The sequence below is a fragment of the Bacteroides gallinarum DSM 18171 = JCM 13658 genome, assembly GCF_000374365.1.
Classification (GTDB): Bacteria; Bacteroidota; Bacteroidia; order Bacteroidales; family Bacteroidaceae; genus Bacteroides; species Bacteroides gallinarum.
In genome coordinates this window covers 1-16,873 of sequence record NZ_KB894164.1, presented here as the reverse complement: position 1 = coordinate 16,873, position 16,873 = coordinate 1, and the positions used below count along the sequence as shown (strand labels likewise).

The window sequence follows — 16,873 nt, the reverse complement described above, 5'->3', positions numbered from 1 at the left end:
TATGAAGTACAGATTTATAGATTTGTTTGCAGGTGCTGGTGGACTATCAGAAGGTTTTATCAGAGCTGGTTATGAACCCATAGCACATATTGAGATGGATCACTATGCTTGTGACTCATTGAAAACTCGTGCAGCATTTCATTATTTAAAGGAGAACGGAAAACTTGAAATATACGAAGAATACCTCAAAAACAAGAAGGAAAAAACAGATGGAAGTTGGCTTTGGAATCAAGTTCCTAAATCTGTGATTGACTCGGTTATTCAAGAAGCTATAGGGAAAGAAACATTGCCAAGCCTTTTTGAAAGAGTTGATAAACTTTGTAATGGGAAGCCCGTTGATATGATTATTGGAGGTCCACCATGCCAGGCATATTCTGTCGCTGGCCGTGCTAGATTAGGAAAAAAAATTGAAGAAGACCCTCGTAATGACCTATATAAATTCTATGTAGAGTTCCTTAAACGTTATAAGCCCAAAATGTTTGTGTTTGAAAATGTTTTGGGAATTTTTACAGCCAAAGGTGGAGAGCCCTTTAGGGATCTTATTCGATTGGTGCGCGAGTTAGATTATAATATAGATTTTCGTGAACAGATAGCATCACAGCATGGAGTTTTGCAAAAACGTCATAGGGTCATTATTGTTGGTTGGCAAAATAAAAGAGACACACAAGAAGATACCTCGTATCACTATCCGTACCTTCTTGCAGAGCAAATGCCATACAAAATGATGAGGGATTTGTTTTGTGATCTGCCTATAATTAAGGCTGGAGAGGGTACACTTTGCGGAATTGTTCATTACACAAAGCCTTTAAGCGATATGGAATACCTTAAAAAATCAGGAATTAGAGGAGTCTTGAGCTTTACCACTCAGCACATTGCACGTCCTAACAATCCTACAGACAGAGAAATCTATAAGCAGGCAGTTGAACAGTGGAATGAAGGAAAACGTTTACGGTATGATAAGCTTGATCCCTCACTGCAGAAGCATAAAAATACGCAGACATTCTTAAACAGGTTTTGTGTGGTAGATCCTAACGGTGTATGTCACACCGTTGTAGCACATATCGCTATGGATGGACATTATTACATATATCCAACTCCTAATCCAACGACGGATAATGTACGTTCTATTACAATACGTGAAGCTGCAAGAATTCAATCATTCCCAGATGACTACTTTTTTGAAGGAAGTCGCTCTTCCGCATTTAAACAAATTGGTAACGCTGTCCCTGTAGTCCTTGCAGAGAAGATTGCTTTAGAGATAAAAAAAATATTAGCTCATGAAGATGAATTACGAAGAACTCAAAACCGCTAATGCTACACCTGCTGCTGCGTCCATGGTTGAGACTTTTCGAGCTATGGGCTATAGTTTGGAAACAGCAATGGCTGATATATTAGATAACTCTATATCAGCTGGAGCGAATAATATCTGGATCTCGAGAATCTGGAAAGGTGATCAATCAATTATCACTATTAAAGATGATGGCATTGGAATGAATCATCAGGAACTGATCGAAGCAATGAGACCAGGTTCTCAGAATCCTTTGGAAGAACGTTCAAAAAGTGATTTAGGTCGATTTGGTTTGGGACTGAAAACCGCTTCATTCTCTCAATGTAGAAGACTTACCGTATATAGCAAAAAGGCTGATTACAAGCCCGTTTATTGGACTTGGGACTTAGACTACGTTGCAAAAACAAACCAATGGGAACTTCTTCAATGGATTCCTGATGAATATATAAATGCTCTTGATGATGTTTCTCATGGCACTTTGGTTATATGGTCAGGTTTAGACCGAATCATTAACCCAGAAACAAGTGAGATTGATATTAACTCAAAGGTCAAATTTTCTTCACTATTAGACAATGTGAAACGACACATTTCAATGACTTTTCATCGTTTTATAGAAGAAAAAGTTGTGAGGATTTTCTGGTGTGAACATGAAATTGAGCCTTGGAATCCATTCTGTGAAAATGAACCAAAGACGCAGATAAGACCCACCGAAAACATTATTGGTGGAATATCTGTCAAGGGGTATGTTTTGCCTCATAAAAGTGCGTTCTCTAGCGAAGCAGCCTATGCTAAAGCAGAAGGTATTAATGGATGGGCAGCTCAGCAAGGATTCTATGTATATAGAGGAAAAAGATTACTTTTAGCAGGTGATTGGCTTGGGCTATTTAGAAAGGAAGAGCACTATAAATTAGTGCGAATTAAAATAGACTTACCTAATACATTGGACACTGAATGGCAGATTGATATTAAAAAATCAAGAGCCTATCCTCCAATGCAAAATAGAAGTCAACTTGAATCTTACGCTAAAGCTGTGAGATCAATTGGTTGTGAAGTCTATCGACATAGAGGAAAGATTCTAAAGCAAAAAGCTGGTACATCTTTCCAACCTATATGGTGCGAGAAGAAAAAAGATAATAAATGGTCTTTTGTGGTTAATCGTGAACATGACATGATTAAGCAAATAAAAAGTATGGCTCTTGACAACCCTGAGAAGGCTATTAACACTCTTCTTAGCTTTATTGAGGAAACATTACCAACTAAGACAATTTATATCAATGAAGCAAAAGGTGAAGAGTCTCAACTTGAACCTTTTACGGGTATCAATCCTTCAATCATAACAGATATGATGCGGACGATGTATGATAACCAAATTAAAACGGGAAAGACATCTGAACAAGCCAAAGCATATCTAAAAACAGTAGAACCTTTTAACCTCTTTGAGGATTTAATCGAAAATTTATAGCTATGCAGAATCAGATTATTAATATGTGTCGAGTCCTAATCGGACCAAATGCTGTTGTAACAGACGATCAGATTAATGATGCTATAGAAAGGGTATCACTAATCTTTCCCAATATGGATATTGCGCAAGTAAAAAGCGAATTACTATCCTTGTATGGAGTAAGGATTCAGGACTTTCAAATACTAGAAGGGAATGAAAGAAGACAACCTTGGCTTAGAGATTTCAAAGCTGAGCGCAAGTCTACTTGGGACTTTTGGGTGAGGTATAAACAATATTTGTCTGAGCAAAAAGGTTTTGCTCCACTTGTCATTCAAAAGTTAGATGAAATGAGTGACCGCATTTTAGATAATTTGTTTAATCCCCAGCTGACCAATATCACAATTGATAAAAAAGGGTTAGTTGTAGGTCAAGTTCAATCTGGTAAAACTGCTAATTACACAGGCTTAATTTGCAAAGCTGCTGATGCAGGCTTCAATTTTATCGTTGTACTAGCTGGTATCTTGAATAATCTGAGAAGTCAAACTCAAAGTAGAATAGATGAGGGTTTTTTAGGATTTGATACCCAATACGAACGAGCATATAATATCAACAATACTACCAAAATAGGTGTAGGACTGATTCCTGGTTTTGATTCCGCAATTGCTAATTCCTATACCACAAGTTTGGATTCTGGCGATTTCAATAGTAGGGCAGCAAACACTGCCGGGTTCAACTTCAATGCACCGCAACCCATAATTCTGGTTGTAAAAAAGAACGCATCAGTATTAAAGCGCTTGAACACTTGGCTGAAAGCTCAAGCTGGAGGTCACAAGATTGCAAATAAATCGTTGCTACTGATTGATGATGAAGCTGATAATGCTTCAATCAATACAAAGAAAGATAAGGATTTAGACCCAACAGCAATCAATAACGGTATTAGAACGCTGATTGGACAATTCAATAGGTCTGCCTATGTTGGATATACAGCCACACCTTTTGCTAATATATTTATAGCACAAGACGAATCAGATTTGTTTCCACGTGACTTTATTATCAATCTCCCTGCACCAACTAATTACATTGGTCCTGAAAAAGTATTTGGGACAAGTATGGATGTTGAGGAGGAAGAAGACTTGTTGCCGATTGTAGTTCCTATTAGCGATTATCTGACTTTCATACCAGAGGGGCACAAAAAGAATGATCCTAAGCCAACATTTGCAGATATACCAGAGTCGTTAAAGACAGCTATTAAGAGCTTTATATTGACATGCGCTATACGCTTAGCAAGAGGCCAAGAAAATAAGCATAACTCTATGCTTATCCACGTTTCTCGTTATCAGCTATGGCAAAATGAGATTAAAGAATTGGTAGCTCAACAGTTTTCATATTATAAGCAAGAGATAGAAGCAAACGACCCATCTGTACTCAGTGAATTTCAAGATTTGCTAGAGAATGACTATGCTGAAACAACCAATAAGATTAAGAATTCAACTCTTTCCAATATTGATCATTGCTTGCAAGTCCATCAGTGGGAAGATATTAAGCCTTTACTTTTCAAAGTCGTTCAGAAAATTGAAGTGAAATCCATTAACGGATCTTCTGGTGATATCGTTGATTATCAACTGAATTCTAAAAATGGGGTTTCTGTTATCGCTATAGGCGGAGACAAACTATCTCGAGGTCTGACGTTGGAAGGACTTTCTATAAGCTATTTCTTACGTGCTTCTAAAATGTATGATACATTAATGCAGATGGGTAGATGGTTTGGGTATCGTCCAGGATATGTTGATTTATGCCGTCTATTCACAAGTGCTGAACTCAATGAATGGTATCGACACATTGCTGTCGCTAGTGCTGAGTTGCGTGAAGAATTCAACTATCTTGCAGAATCAAGAAGTACACCGGATAAGTATGCTCTCAAAGTACGTACACATCCTGGATGCCTACAAATCACTGCTCTTAATAAGATGAGGAATACCAAGGAAATTCAAGTATCGTGGGCTTCTCGACTCATTGAAACTTATCAATTGCCGATTGATAAGGGATTAAAGAACAGAAATCTTGTTGCTACTGATGAGCTTCTAGCCGGATTAGGTGAACCCATAATCAGAGATGGAGACTATCTTTGGAAAAATGTTCCAGCAAATCAAATTTGTGATTATTTCAATGAATTTACTGTTGCAGAATCCCTCAAAAAGGTAAATCTTGAATTAATTGTTAAGTACATCAATGAGTTACAAGAACATAACGAGTTGACGAATTGGAGCGTTGCTCTGATGAATAAGTCGGCTGGAAGTGGTCCTAATAAGGAATATCGTTTCTGCAACAAATATAAAGTTAATTGTTTCTATCGTAATAGAGCTATTGATACAGATTACAAAACATACTTTATTCGAAAGAATCATATCGTTGGTAATCAAGCTGATGAATTTGTAGATTTAGAAAAAGATGTGCTAAATGAAGCTTTAGAAACAACAAAACGAGAATCTGTAGATAATGGTAAAATTTGGTCTAAGGCATATCCAAAACCATTGGTTGTACGTAGTAATTTTAGACCTAAAACTCAACCACTACTGATAATTTATCCATTAAATCCAATAGGTGCTAACGTCATGAAGAATGGTGTGCCAGCAGAAGGTTCAACCGTATTTGTCGAAAGTGATGATCCATTTGTTGGATTTGCCATTTCCTTCCCAGCAACAGATACATCGTTTGCAGTAAATTATAAAGTGAATATGGTAGGAGAATATGCTGATATTGAGGATAATTTCGATAACGAAAACGATAATGAGTATGGAGAATAAATATCAGATTATAGAGTTGTGGAACTCGTTAAAAAGTCTTGCGACAATAGGACTTGTGAAGAAGCTTTACGACACGACATTATCTATACAGGTATATGCCACATATAGCTATCCCGATGACATAATAGGTATTGCCGTCTCTTTCTCGAAAGAATTCAAGATTGATGTCACATCTTTAAGCAATTTAAGCGAGCTAAAAATTAGACAGCTCGTCGACACATCAATGCCTGGACAAAAAATGCTCCATGTTCAGCTAATGAGGAATGAGTACCAAAGAGCCTTTGCTGCATTATGTGAGGATTTGGTAACTACACTTAAACCACTATCCACTCCAAAGAAAATGGATCAGGAAGTTGTAAATCAACTATATAGATGGAAAAACTTGTTTGGTAAAATGAAATTTGACGGCTTGTCAAAAGAAGAACAGCAAGGCTTATATGGAGAATTAGTATTCCTTAGAAAAATGCTAAGTCGAAGTACTAATGATACCTACGCATCTACATTAAAGCTTTGGACAGGAGTTGAGAAGACAAATAAGGACTTTCAAGGTGATAATTGGGCTGTTGAAGTTAAAACAACATCTACTAATAATGCTCAATTCATAACCATAAACGGAGAACGACAATTAGATAATTCACTTGTAGCCCATTTATTTATCTACCATTTAGTATTGGAAGTATCCAAAATTAATGGAGAGAGTTTACCTATGATTGTAGCAGAAATAAAAAATCTCCTCAGCAGCAATGTACCTGCATTATGTATCTTTGAGGAAAAACTTATTGAGGTGAAGTACATCGCTAGTCATGAATCCTTGTATGCTGAACGTTTTTATAAAAAAAGGAACGAAAAGTGCTATAAAGTATTAGCTGATTTCCCAAGAATCATGGAAAATGACCTTAGAAACGGAGTAAGTAATGTTGTTTATGCCATTTCTATCGGCATGTGCGATGAATATTTAGTTTCTGAGGGTGTCTTATTTAATACCATTAAATGATATGAATAATGATATAAACAAATATTATCTATCTCTTATTCAGGAAATTTCGACCCGCCAACTATCTAATGAAGATGGCGATAATCAAGAACAGACATTCACAAGATATGTTTTTGATGTATTGTCAGAAGCTGGAGAAACAGAGAATGCGACAGTAGCTTTTGATGAAAAAGACCTAGGAACCAAAAAACAGCATAAAATTAATGGTTATGCAATAGCAGATAATTATGAGACTGTTGACTTATTCATATCTATTTATGGGTGTGAAGAAAGTATTTATTCAACACCTAAAACTGAAATAGATAGAGCTTCCACTAGAATTATTAATTTCTTCAGGAAGGCTGTATATGGAGATTATGCAAACGAAGTAGCAGAATCATCTGAAATATTTGAATTTGCAAATACATTATCTTCATACCAAGAACTAAAAGATAATTTGGTAAGAGTTAATGCCTTTATTCTTACGAATGGTGAGTATAAAGGCGAATTTCCTGCCAATGTAGATATATGTGGATATAAGGTATTCTTCCGCGTTATAGACCTTAGATATCTTTACTAGATAACTGTAGAGTCACGTGTGCCTATTGAAATCAATTTCAAGGAAGAAGGATATACTGTTCCATGTCTATCTGCCGCTTCTGAAAATCCCGATTATCAAGCATATGTAGCTATAATACCAGGAACTTGTTTAGCCAATTTATATGAAAGATTCGGTGCCAGATTATTGGAGCAAAATGTCCGTTCTTTCCTCCAGTTTACAGGAAAAATCAATAAAGGTATCAGAGATACAATAAAAAAAGAGCCACATATGTTCTTGGCTTTCAACAATGGATTAGCGGCTACTGCTGATCACATCGAATTAGATTCTACCGGTAGAAACATTGTCAAAATATCTAATTTACAGATAGTAAATGGCGGTCAAACAACAGCGTCTATTTATCACACATGGAAAAAAGACAAGGCTGATATATCTGGCATTTTTGTTCAAGCAAAAATATCTGTTATCAAAAGAGCAGAAGAATTTGCAGATATTGTGTCACGCATTTCTCGATATGCAAATACTCAAAACAAGGTGAATGATGCTGATTTTACTGCCAATAATGCGCATCTTGTAGCTTTCGAAAAGTTGTCTCGATATATCTTGACACCAATAACAGAAGATTCAAACATCCAGACATATTGGTTCTTTGAAAGGGCAAGAGGACAGTATAAGAATTTTCGTCAGAAGGAGGGATTTACCAAATCTCGCCAAGCCGCCTTTGACTTAAAATACCCCAAGAAGCAGGTTATAACAAAGGTAGAGTTAGCTAAGTATATAAACGCATACGAAGAAGTATATGATGGAAAGAAAATTGCTATCGGACCGTTTATTGTTGTACGTGGTAACGAAAAGAACTACAGCAAGTTCATTAATAACAACTTACCTGAAAATATTAAAAACCTCAATAGTATATATTATGAAGATGCCATTGCAAAAACGATATTATTCAGAACTACCGATAAAAGATATGGAACCAAGGTATCAGGAAATAATATTGGTGAGCTAAAACAGGTAGTTGTTCCATATGCTATATCTTTATTAACTACTATAACGAAGGGCAAACTAAACCTCTACAAAATATGGAAAAACCAATGCCTTTCTAATGCTCTTTCAGATTTCATCTATGAGCTAATGAAACAAATTAATGATTTTATTCTCAAAGAATCGCCTGTATCGCACTATATTGAATGGTCTAAGAAAGAAGAGTGTTGGGAAAAGGTTAAGGCATATACATGGTCTTACGATTTGAATGATATAAAACCAGATCTTATTAATTCGTCGACTCCAGCCAGAAAAGGTTTTTCACTGAGTTCTGACGAAAATGACGAAGATGTTGCGCATGATATGGAAATCATAGAATCTATTCCATATTCACTGTGGAGAAAAATTGCAGAATGGGGAAAAGAAACTGATTGTTTATCTATCAACTATCAATCTGCGGCCCAAGAAACTGCTCATAAGTTGAAGTTTAATCATAAGTTCACTGATTCAGATAGAAGAAAGGCCATAAATATCTATAATATCGTTTGTGAAAAAAACATCGATTTATTGTTTGAGGCAGACAAACTTGCTTCCGAAGACAATAGGGCATCGAGCGCAATTCATTCCTCCTCTACTGATTATGATAACGATAATATCACAATAGAGTTAGTTCAAAAAATGGTTGAGTGGGATCGCAGGCGTAGAGTTCTCAAAGATTGGCAATGGAAAGTTATGGATGAGATTGCCAAGGGGAAACGTCCATTGGATGAAAGGATGAAAAGAGGGATGTATATGAACTATATAACTCTCAAAAAAAGAGGGTTTACAGAATAAAAAGATTGTGTAGATTCAAAAACGAAGTGCTCATTTGGCAAAGAAACAAATCTACAATAAAACAGAAAGCAATAGAGAAAATTTGCGAGAATATTAAACCAAACTTAATTGAACATTATAAATGATATGCAATTTCTGTCATCAATATGGACACACTAACCAAAGAACAGCGTCATAAATGTATGTCCGCAATAAAAGGGAGAAATACGAAACCTGAATTATTGGTGCGGAAATTCCTTTTCAGCCGTGGTTTTCGCTATCGGCTTAATCACCCACGTCTTCCCGGTCATCCTGATTTGGTGCTCCGCAAATACAGAACTGTTATTTTTGTGAATGGCTGTTTTTGGCATGGCCATGATAATTGCAAATACTTTCGCCTACCTAAAACAAACATTGACTTTTGGCAAAAGAAAATAGAACGAAACAAAGAGCGTGATAAAAAAGAGCAATGCCAGCTTGCAGCTATGGGCTGGCATTGCATTACAATTTGGGAATGTCAACTAAAACCAAAAGTCTGCATACAAACACTTGAATCATTAGCATATACATTGAATCACATTTTTCTTGAAGACCGAAAAGTCAAAACATATCAAATAGCAGAAAATGACAATAGTTTCATGGCTGCAGAACCGGAAGTGTCATATGGTAAAATAGACAAATAGTAATCTATTAAAACTTATTATTCCGCATCAGGCTTAGATTTTACATAAGTAATTTCCACTAAATGCTGATATTGTTCCTTCACCGCCCTATACATAGAATAATGCGCAAAGGATTCTTCCTTAAACTTCATACTACTAGCAGAAGCAGCAACAGTCCATATAATAATAACGGCAATAATGGGTACAATATACTGGAGTTTTATATGATAGCCATATATAAACAGCCCACTGATATTAGGTGAAATAACGGTTACAGGGCTTTTCAATTCATTGATTTTTGCTAATATCTCATCCTGCCGTTTCAATATACATCGGGTATTAGTTTCGATAGTCATACGATTTTGATTGTAATCGCAGACATGCCTATAAAGATATTCAAGAAGTTTAGACTTCTGCTTGAATAAATCAATGAGTTTCGGGAACCATAGCGAAAACGGCAATGTGTTAGGCTGCTGTTGCCAGATATGTTTCTTGACCACAGACAAGGCTTCATTCCAGCAAGTACAGAAACTTTTGGCAATTCCTGTATAAATGGCCTTTTCATTGAAATCCGCTTTTACAGATTGTTCCGGTTTAGGAACTGTGGCGTTCTGTTTTTCAATACACACTTTCAGTTCGTTGATACTTTGACGCAAATTCGCAAGATTTGCAGCTACTATATCTTCTTTCATTATCTTCTACGTTTTGAGGTTTTATAAAAAGGTTCGTTTCTTTGGTTATCCTTATCTTTATCGTCTCGCCATCCTTGTTCATTGTTGGTTCCTCCACCTCCACTGGGAGTTATGGCTTGATGGGGTTGAATAATCAGCTCTGCTGTTATATTACCCAATGTAGCACAAAGACTGTTAAAACTCAAATCACGGTCAAGTCTGGAACCAGCCATGCTATACTCATCCTGACTGAATGATATACCACGAATTTTATCCGAGTTCTCAGCGTGATTAAAACGCATATCTATACCCAAACCTTTGAGAATGCTAAAAAAGTCATTCCACGAATGAGAATTTGCTCGTGCATCAAGAACTGAAGAACGGAGATTATATTTCCGTAATTGATGAGGACGCAAACGGCTCTTATTTCTGGCTTTGCTATTTTTAGGAGCAAAGTAAAGTCCATACTCTTTAGTTAAAGCACGACAGACTTTTGCATTGCGTATTCTTTCATTGCTGTCAGAAATGAGATTACCTTCATTGTCTATCCGATTAAATACCAAATGACAATGAGGATGTTTCGTATCGTGATGCCGGGCTATGATATATTGAGTATTGCGAATCCCCATTTGTTCCATCCATTTCTTGGCAATCTCCACCATAAGCGCATCCCCTTCTTCATTATCAGGAAAACGGCTAATATCTTGCGAAGAGAAAGCAAGTGATACGTGCTTCACAGGACTCTTTACTTTCGGGCGCATGGATGCTTGAAGGCAAAAAGAATCGGCAATCAACTTATTGCTAATGGCACATACTCCTTCGTGCGCCAAAAGTGTAGCGCATTTCTTCTTGTTCTTTTGATCGTTGGCATAGTTTACAATACCTCCGAAATCAACTCTTGTTTTAATCTTCGCTATCATGACAGGTATTCTTTACTTGGGTGATAATTCTACTAACTTCCGAGATAATCGAAAAACACTGTTGTTTGACTGTTTCCAATCCATAGATGTGCATCTGATGGGCAATCTGATTAACGTTATTGGCGATACCGGAAAGGTCACGAATTGCCGATGCCATTTCCGGACTGATACGCTGACAGACCTGACAATCCATTGCTGCCTGATGGCAAAATTCATTGACAGACAATCCTGTCTGTTCCGCTTTGGATTGGATATAAATGTAGTCGTTCTCGGTAAACATTACCCGAAAACATTTGGTACGTTTCTGATAGCTCGCCAACTTAGGGCGGCCACTAAGTTTCTTTTCCTTTATACTCATATTGATTCTCGATATTGATATTTTTTTTTGAGAGTGGCAGTTCTATCGCTTGCCGCATAGGTTTTAGTGGCACTAAAACACAAACTTGCCACTCAAAAAATCTTCCTATATTTCCCCTGCTCTATTCGGCATAGCTTACCATCTTTAATAAAGGCTTCTATCCACTTATTTGCTGTACTTCCATTCTCGCCCAAAGTTAAAACCGCCGCATCATAATCTTTCTTTGTGAAAGTGTCAGGCAACATATTATAAAGGGTGTTCCTTCGTGCATACACGCCTGTCTCTTGCGAAACGGTATTGAATCGTTTAGACTGATTTCCTGACAAATTCTGATAAATGAATACGGCATGATAAAGCAGGGTGTCGCAAATACTCATGGCTATGGAATAGTCAAACTCATGGCAAACCAATTGTACAGTCTCGTCAGAAGAAGATTTGTGAATCACATTATCCAAATGTCGGACAGCAGTCAACACCATCATTATACGATAAGCAATCAGTCCCATCCGTCTGACTACTCCTTGCATCTTGTTATCCACTTCGTCACAACATTCCTCATTCACACGACTGAGATATCCAATAAACTGTTCCTGTAAATCAGAGGGAAGAGAAAAGGAATAATTACCCAGCCGCACAAACTCCTCATGCAAATGGCAGAATTTATCTCCCAACAGTTTGAACATGGCATTCTTGGATTGAGAAATGTCGCTTGTGGCAAACACGTTTCTTATACCTCGTTTGAAGCGGATAATATAGAAGCAAAAGCGACTCATCAATCCGTTCTCCGCATCAGGTATCAATTTTCTTACCTGTTCGGGAGTCCCAGCCAAAGCTACCGAAACTCTCGGATTAGCTACTTCGCAATACTCCCTGTCCTTGCGCCGACTCAAACTTACCAACTCATGGTGAAATGCTTTTCGCAACACATCGGAATAGTTACCATAGTCCGACTTCAAAGTTTGACTTAACGTGTCACCCTCCGATTCAAATAACAGTCCGATACCGTCATTATCTCCCAATATCTCCAAGAAAGAGCTTGCGCTGCTATTGGCAGGAATGACGAGCATACGCATGGGCGGTTCTGTTGGCATAGTCATTCCATCTGTTTTCTTACCTTTGATATAAGTGCTCATCGCTTCTTTGTATTCCTGTTCCATCCGCTTTGAAAGTTCATGCAAATTACGGTTAATGGGAGCTACCAATTCTCGGCATAAGGTCAATGCTCCTTTTCCCATACCGGCATCTGCCACTACAAATAGATATAGATTCGGATAAACAATACGTTCATCGTACACGCCACAAACATTATGAAAACAGACCGACAAACATACAATAGCCCCAATCAGTATCGTATCACGGTCATCTACCGAAATGGAATTATTGACAACCTCATTTAGAAAAGGAGGAAGATGCTCAAACACACATTCAGGAAATGTAGGAAGTTCTTCTTCTGATTTTATCCATTTACCCGTTTTACCATTTTGGATATTTGGTAAAATGGATAAATGCTCTTTACTGAACGGAGCCAATGAGATTCCGGCTTGATTTGCCAAATGGAAGAAAGAACGGATAGTAATGCCTTACCCTTTGGAGTGCAGACAATACGTATATTGTTTATCCGTTTCTTCCCTTTGATAGGTAGGGTAAAACCTGCTGATGCGGTGGTAATACTCCCGCCCGTTCTCTCCCAATCCATCTACAAGCGCAAAGCCCAACTCCACCCAATCTTTATAATGAGGAGCTATATCAATGGCACACTGTTCTATCTCCCGAACAACACTTTCCACATCATCCTCCACCTTATTATATATAGGGGCAATACTTGGCGTATGTGCCTGTTGTATTTCAGAAGGGAGATTCTCCCAATCTTGGACGGAAAATATTTTCTTCGACATCATCTTTGTATTTATGGTTAATATATGCTTGTGGGTCGTATGGCAGGAAGCAAGAACGAGCCACATCACTGCCAGATATATCCACTGATGGTAAACCTGTTACTTTGATACAATTAGCAACAGCCTTGAAATATCGAGAATGTTCCCATCCTTTCAAGTCAACAGGTATTATCCATTTCAATCCATTACCGGATGGGCTGACAAATAACAGTTCCGTATCAAAATATTCATGATTGAGTAATTGCTGTTTTAGCTCCACGATATTTTCCATATGATCGAAATCCAAACACATCAATCCTGAGTGCATAATCAGTTCCTTCTCATTACGCTTGCGAAATAATCCCGAAAAAGTACAATAGTCAAAATGAGTGGCTTTATATCTTTTGGCTTCGGGAGAAGGCTGCATCAGCCGCAGGGCTTCGGTTTGTGGTTGGGCATAATGCCCTATGATATAACGATACACATCCACAATACCTACCGCCCTTATCGGTTCGATGTTTTGAATAGGCTTGCGAAAGAATGAAAAGCAATAGTCTATCGTTTCCATCATCTGATAATCTTTTTAGATTCGACAAATCGTCTGGCTTCTTCCATTAAGTCATCCTGTGTCTTATGCGATTTATTCTTCAACCAATCATCAATTTCCGATTGCAAGAAAGCCAATGCCTTATTTATTTTATGTACGGGAATCTGTTTGGTTGATACCCATCCATAAACAGTCTGCTTGGCTGGATGTGATGGAAGATAAGCGCAAAGCTCGTCTATATCCATCCACTTAGGTGAGCTACTTGCCTGCTTATGTTGTAAGGCATTTACTTTGGATTGCAGTACTTCTACGGACTCAATCAGGTAGGACAACGCATTCGGCATTTCCTCCAATGAATTTACTTTATAGGCCATTTTTTCTTCGTATTAAAATTTATGCCGCAAAAGTATAGGGATGCTTATAGGTGCTAAATAGGTGCTTGACCGCCACCAATCAACCACTTATTTACCACTGACAGATTTAAGTTTCATTAATACGAAAATTTATTGGGCAACATAATAAAAGGGGAATAAACGACTGTTTGGACTAACACATTCTTTACGGAACACCTCTATACTACAAAATACCCCTCAAAAAGTTGATGCTTCATGAGGGGTAAACGGTGATAAGTATATGATTGGTATTACATAAGTCGTTGGTGCTCAATGGTGAATACAACCACCACAACCTATAAATCCAAATTTTCTATATGCAGGGTATTGGCGGCTTTCTCTTTTTGTTCGTTTACGATGTGCGTATAAATCTGCGTGGTTTTGACGTTAGTATGTCCCATCAAAGACTTGATGGTGTATATGTCAACGCCATTTTCCAGTAACAGCGAAGCATAGCTATGGCGGCCACAATGGAAGGTGATGTGCTTCTTGATACCGGATGCTTCTATCCAGACTCTCAACGGGCGAGAAATCCAAGAGGCATCAGTCAACCCTTCAAAAACAAATGCTTCATCATCGCCTGGACGTATGCCGCATAGTTGAAGTGCTTGTTGAATGACCGGCTTGTAATCGGGTCTTTTTGTCTTTTGCTGAATTACGATTGCTTGCCATGTACCTTTGCTTGTTTGCTGAATTTGTTTCCATTTCAAAGTTTGAATATCACTATACCGCAATCCAGTGAGAATAGAGAACAAGAACGCACGTTTCAAAACATCATCCTTGCACAGTGTATCAACCAACATTTGCACTTCATTCATAGTAAGCGCAACACGAGGTTTCTCAATGTTTGTTATTCCCTTTACTTTCGCACTAATATCAACGGTCAGATATTCATCAATGAATGCCTGTTTCAATCCGGCTTTGAGTATGGAAAAATAGGTTGATGCTGTATTTTGTGAGATAGTACCTTTCTTATTTCCTCCCATTGGAGCACGGAGAAGGAACATCTTAATATCTTCAAGCAGTTTAACGGAAATCGCCTTGAATGGAATTGGTTGCCCTTGTGAATACATTTTCAATAATTCACTTACACGCCTCCAGTTGACTATAATCGAATCGGAACTATTGGGATGACGTGTGCTTATAATACCATTGAAATACTTGATAAAATCCTGTTCGCTCCGCTCATTCTGTGCAGCTATTTCGTTTTCCTTATCAGTGTAAAGGATGGCACTATCATATTCATGTTGCCGCAACTTACGCACATTGTCTGCATAGATACAAGCCTCTTGGTCTATCGTTGAACGACACTGGATAATCCCATTCAAATCACGCTTAGGCTTATAGTTGAATGTTCCGTCCGGTAAGATACGTGCTATGGACGATTTGTCCCAAATGAGTGTGGATATAGTCCGGTTAATGGATTCCACCACACGACTTGCCCGTTTAGAACCTCGCTTATAAACTGGGTATGATTCTATAATCAAATACCACTCTTCTTTATAATTTGACCTTCTGAGCTTGACGGTCACTTTGGTATTAGGTAATGCTTTCTTCATTCTACTTCTGACTTATATAGATTATCAATTTCTTGCTTGGGCACATACACATAGCTTCCTATTTGTCTTGAGGGAATAGAGTATTTTCTAACGTGCGCCCATACTGAACTGTCATTAATATGGTACTTCTCACAAATCTCAGTAATGGTATAGCACTCCTCCGGCTCTAAGCCGTATATTTTAGGAGCAGGCTTTTCTTTTTCCGCATACTTTCCGGTCTGTTTAGAAAAAGCCGTTCCATTTCAGAGCGTTTGATACGTGTGAGCCTTGTACCCATATTGATAGTTGGAATACATCCCAATTTAATCAGGCGATACAGAGTGCTACGTTCCACCCCAAACATAGCGACGGCTTCCTTTACAGAAATGTACTCTCTGATGTCTGATACTTGTTGGGCAATGGCTTCTAACTTCGCGTTTCTATCCTTTGCATCCTTTTTGCGTTTCCAAGCCACTTTACCACATTTAGGGGAACAATAGTGACTGTCAAGTGTTTTTGCGACAAACACTTTGCCGCAGACCTTGCACTTCCGTTTGATTTCAAATCCGATTGTTGGCATGTTATCTACTTTTAAGTATGTATTAGTATGTATAAGTGTGATTAAGTACCACATTATCTACTTTTTTGTCTTGTCGCAAACATGTCGCAAATAAGAGATAAAAAAGTCCATAGAAAACACATAGCAACCATGAACCCTATAAATGCAAAGAGGTTGTGTCAAAATGTTGACACAACCTTTTTTATGCACAAAGCCCAGACTTTCCCAAGCCCGGGCTTTGTTATTAGCCAAAGTTTATGTAACTTTAGGCATCAGTTTTTTCGTTATGGCAAAGTTACATTTTCGTCCTTACATTCCCAACCAAACGGTTCTTTTTCCACAAAGAATTGATGAAAACATAGCTGCGGGCGACCCTGTCCGCATAGTCAATGCAGTTGTTGACAGTCTCGATCTTGATAATTTCAAGAAGCTTTATAAAGAAACGGGGCGCTCAGCTTATCATCCTAAAATGATGCTCAAGGTAATTATC

The 16,873-nt window shown here is 37.9% G+C and carries 12 protein-coding genes and 3 pseudogenes; 7 read left to right on the top strand and 8 right to left on the bottom strand.

Translation table 11 applies throughout. The features are described 5' to 3' along the window. Position 1 precedes the first annotated feature (1 nt). The 6 genes and pseudogenes from C233_RS0118870 to C233_RS0118845 all read left to right on the top strand — a co-directional run bounded on the left by C233_RS0118870 (position 2) and on the right by C233_RS0118845 (position 9,545). Complete coding sequence (locus C233_RS0118870) at positions 2–1,312, top strand: DNA cytosine methyltransferase (protein ID WP_018669091.1); 1,311 nt, start codon at positions 2–4, stop codon at positions 1,310–1,312. After that, positions 1,278–2,750 (top strand): ATP-binding protein, encoded by a 1,473-nt coding sequence (locus C233_RS0118865; RefSeq protein WP_018669090.1) that lies wholly within the window; start codon positions 1,278–1,280, stop codon positions 2,748–2,750. The genes C233_RS0118870 and C233_RS0118865 overlap by 35 nt, the downstream gene beginning before the upstream one ends. Positions 2,751–2,752: 2 nt before the next feature. Then, the gene (locus C233_RS0118860) at positions 2,753–5,533 is read left to right on the top strand and encodes a Z1 domain-containing protein (RefSeq protein WP_018669089.1); all 2,781 of its coding nucleotides are present in this window, start codon (positions 2,753–2,755) and stop codon (positions 5,531–5,533) included. Then, positions 5,523–6,527, top strand: coding sequence for a PD-(D/E)XK motif protein (locus tag C233_RS0118855; protein ID WP_018669088.1), 1,005 nt, complete (start codon positions 5,523–5,525; stop codon positions 6,525–6,527). Before C233_RS0118860 ends, C233_RS0118855 begins: the two co-directional genes overlap by 11 nt. A gap of 1 nt (position 6,528) precedes the next feature. Continuing rightward, positions 6,529–8,883, top strand: a pseudogene (locus tag C233_RS22905) (AIPR family protein). 146 nt (positions 8,884–9,029) lie between these two features. Continuing rightward, positions 9,030–9,545: a very short patch repair endonuclease gene (locus C233_RS0118845; protein ID WP_026314929.1), complete on the top strand. Its 516-nt coding sequence runs from the start codon at positions 9,030–9,032 to the stop codon at positions 9,543–9,545. 17 nt (positions 9,546–9,562) lie between these two features. Here the strand turns inward: C233_RS0118845 and C233_RS0118840 are convergent, their stop codons facing one another. From C233_RS0118840 to C233_RS22895, 8 genes and pseudogenes are all read right to left on the bottom strand, one after another. Next, positions 9,563–10,216, bottom strand: coding sequence for a hypothetical protein (locus tag C233_RS0118840; protein ID WP_018669084.1), 654 nt, complete (start codon positions 10,214–10,216; stop codon positions 9,563–9,565). Beyond that, complete coding sequence (locus C233_RS0118835; protein WP_018669083.1) at positions 10,216–11,115, bottom strand: relaxase/mobilization nuclease domain-containing protein; 900 nt, start codon at positions 11,113–11,115, stop codon at positions 10,216–10,218. Before C233_RS0118835 ends, C233_RS0118840 begins: the two co-directional genes overlap by 1 nt. Next, positions 11,099–11,473 (bottom strand): MobC family plasmid mobilization relaxosome protein, encoded by a 375-nt coding sequence (locus tag C233_RS0118830; RefSeq protein WP_018669082.1) that lies wholly within the window; start codon positions 11,471–11,473, stop codon positions 11,099–11,101. Before C233_RS0118830 ends, C233_RS0118835 begins: the two co-directional genes overlap by 17 nt. A 92-nt stretch (positions 11,474–11,565) precedes the next feature. Beyond that, positions 11,566–13,368, bottom strand: a pseudogene (locus tag C233_RS22900) (DUF3987 domain-containing protein). Then, positions 13,319–13,918 (bottom strand): BT4734/BF3469 family protein, encoded by a 600-nt coding sequence (locus C233_RS0118820; RefSeq protein WP_018669079.1) that lies wholly within the window; start codon positions 13,916–13,918, stop codon positions 13,319–13,321. The pseudogene C233_RS22900 and the gene C233_RS0118820 overlap by 50 nt, the downstream one beginning before the upstream one ends. Continuing rightward, positions 13,915–14,268: a methylation-associated defense system helix-turn-helix domain-containing protein MAD1 gene (gene mads1 / locus C233_RS0118815; RefSeq protein WP_008658991.1), complete on the bottom strand. Its 354-nt coding sequence runs from the start codon at positions 14,266–14,268 to the stop codon at positions 13,915–13,917. Before mads1 ends, C233_RS0118820 begins: the two co-directional genes overlap by 4 nt. Positions 14,269–14,582: 314 nt before the next feature. After that, on the bottom strand, positions 14,583–15,845 hold the full coding sequence (locus C233_RS0118810) for a site-specific integrase (protein ID WP_018669078.1): 1,263 nt from the start codon (positions 15,843–15,845) through the stop codon (positions 14,583–14,585). Then, positions 15,842–16,404 (bottom strand): annotated as a pseudogene (locus tag C233_RS22895) (helix-turn-helix domain-containing protein). Before C233_RS22895 ends, C233_RS0118810 begins: the two are co-directional and overlap by 4 nt. Positions 16,405–16,669: 265 nt before the next feature. Between C233_RS22895 and C233_RS23820 the strand changes: the two are divergent. Next, the coding region (locus C233_RS23820) for a transposase (RefSeq protein ID WP_167321141.1) at positions 16,670–16,873 on the top strand (204 nt) is incomplete at its 3' end.

Coding starts and splice junctions, on each gene's coding strand:
- C233_RS0118870 (WP_018669091.1), top strand. CDS start 2: ATGAAGTACAGATTTATAGATTTGTTTGCAGGTGCTGGTGGACTATCA.
- C233_RS0118865 (WP_018669090.1), top strand. CDS start 1,278: ATGAAGATGAATTACGAAGAACTCAAAACCGCTAATGCTACACCTGCT.
- C233_RS0118860 (WP_018669089.1), top strand. CDS start 2,753: ATGCAGAATCAGATTATTAATATGTGTCGAGTCCTAATCGGACCAAAT.
- C233_RS0118855 (WP_018669088.1), top strand. CDS start 5,523: ATGGAGAATAAATATCAGATTATAGAGTTGTGGAACTCGTTAAAAAGT.
- C233_RS0118845 (WP_026314929.1), top strand. CDS start 9,030: ATGGACACACTAACCAAAGAACAGCGTCATAAATGTATGTCCGCAATA.
- C233_RS0118840 (WP_018669084.1), bottom strand. CDS start 10,216: ATGAAAGAAGATATAGTAGCTGCAAATCTTGCGAATTTGCGTCAAAGT.
- C233_RS0118835 (WP_018669083.1), bottom strand. CDS start 11,115: ATGATAGCGAAGATTAAAACAAGAGTTGATTTCGGAGGTATTGTAAAC.
- C233_RS0118830 (WP_018669082.1), bottom strand. CDS start 11,473: ATGAGTATAAAGGAAAAGAAACTTAGTGGCCGCCCTAAGTTGGCGAGC.
- C233_RS0118820 (WP_018669079.1), bottom strand. CDS start 13,918: ATGATGGAAACGATAGACTATTGCTTTTCATTCTTTCGCAAGCCTATT.
- mads1 (WP_008658991.1), bottom strand. CDS start 14,268: ATGGCCTATAAAGTAAATTCATTGGAGGAAATGCCGAATGCGTTGTCC.
- C233_RS0118810 (WP_018669078.1), bottom strand. CDS start 15,845: ATGAAGAAAGCATTACCTAATACCAAAGTGACCGTCAAGCTCAGAAGG.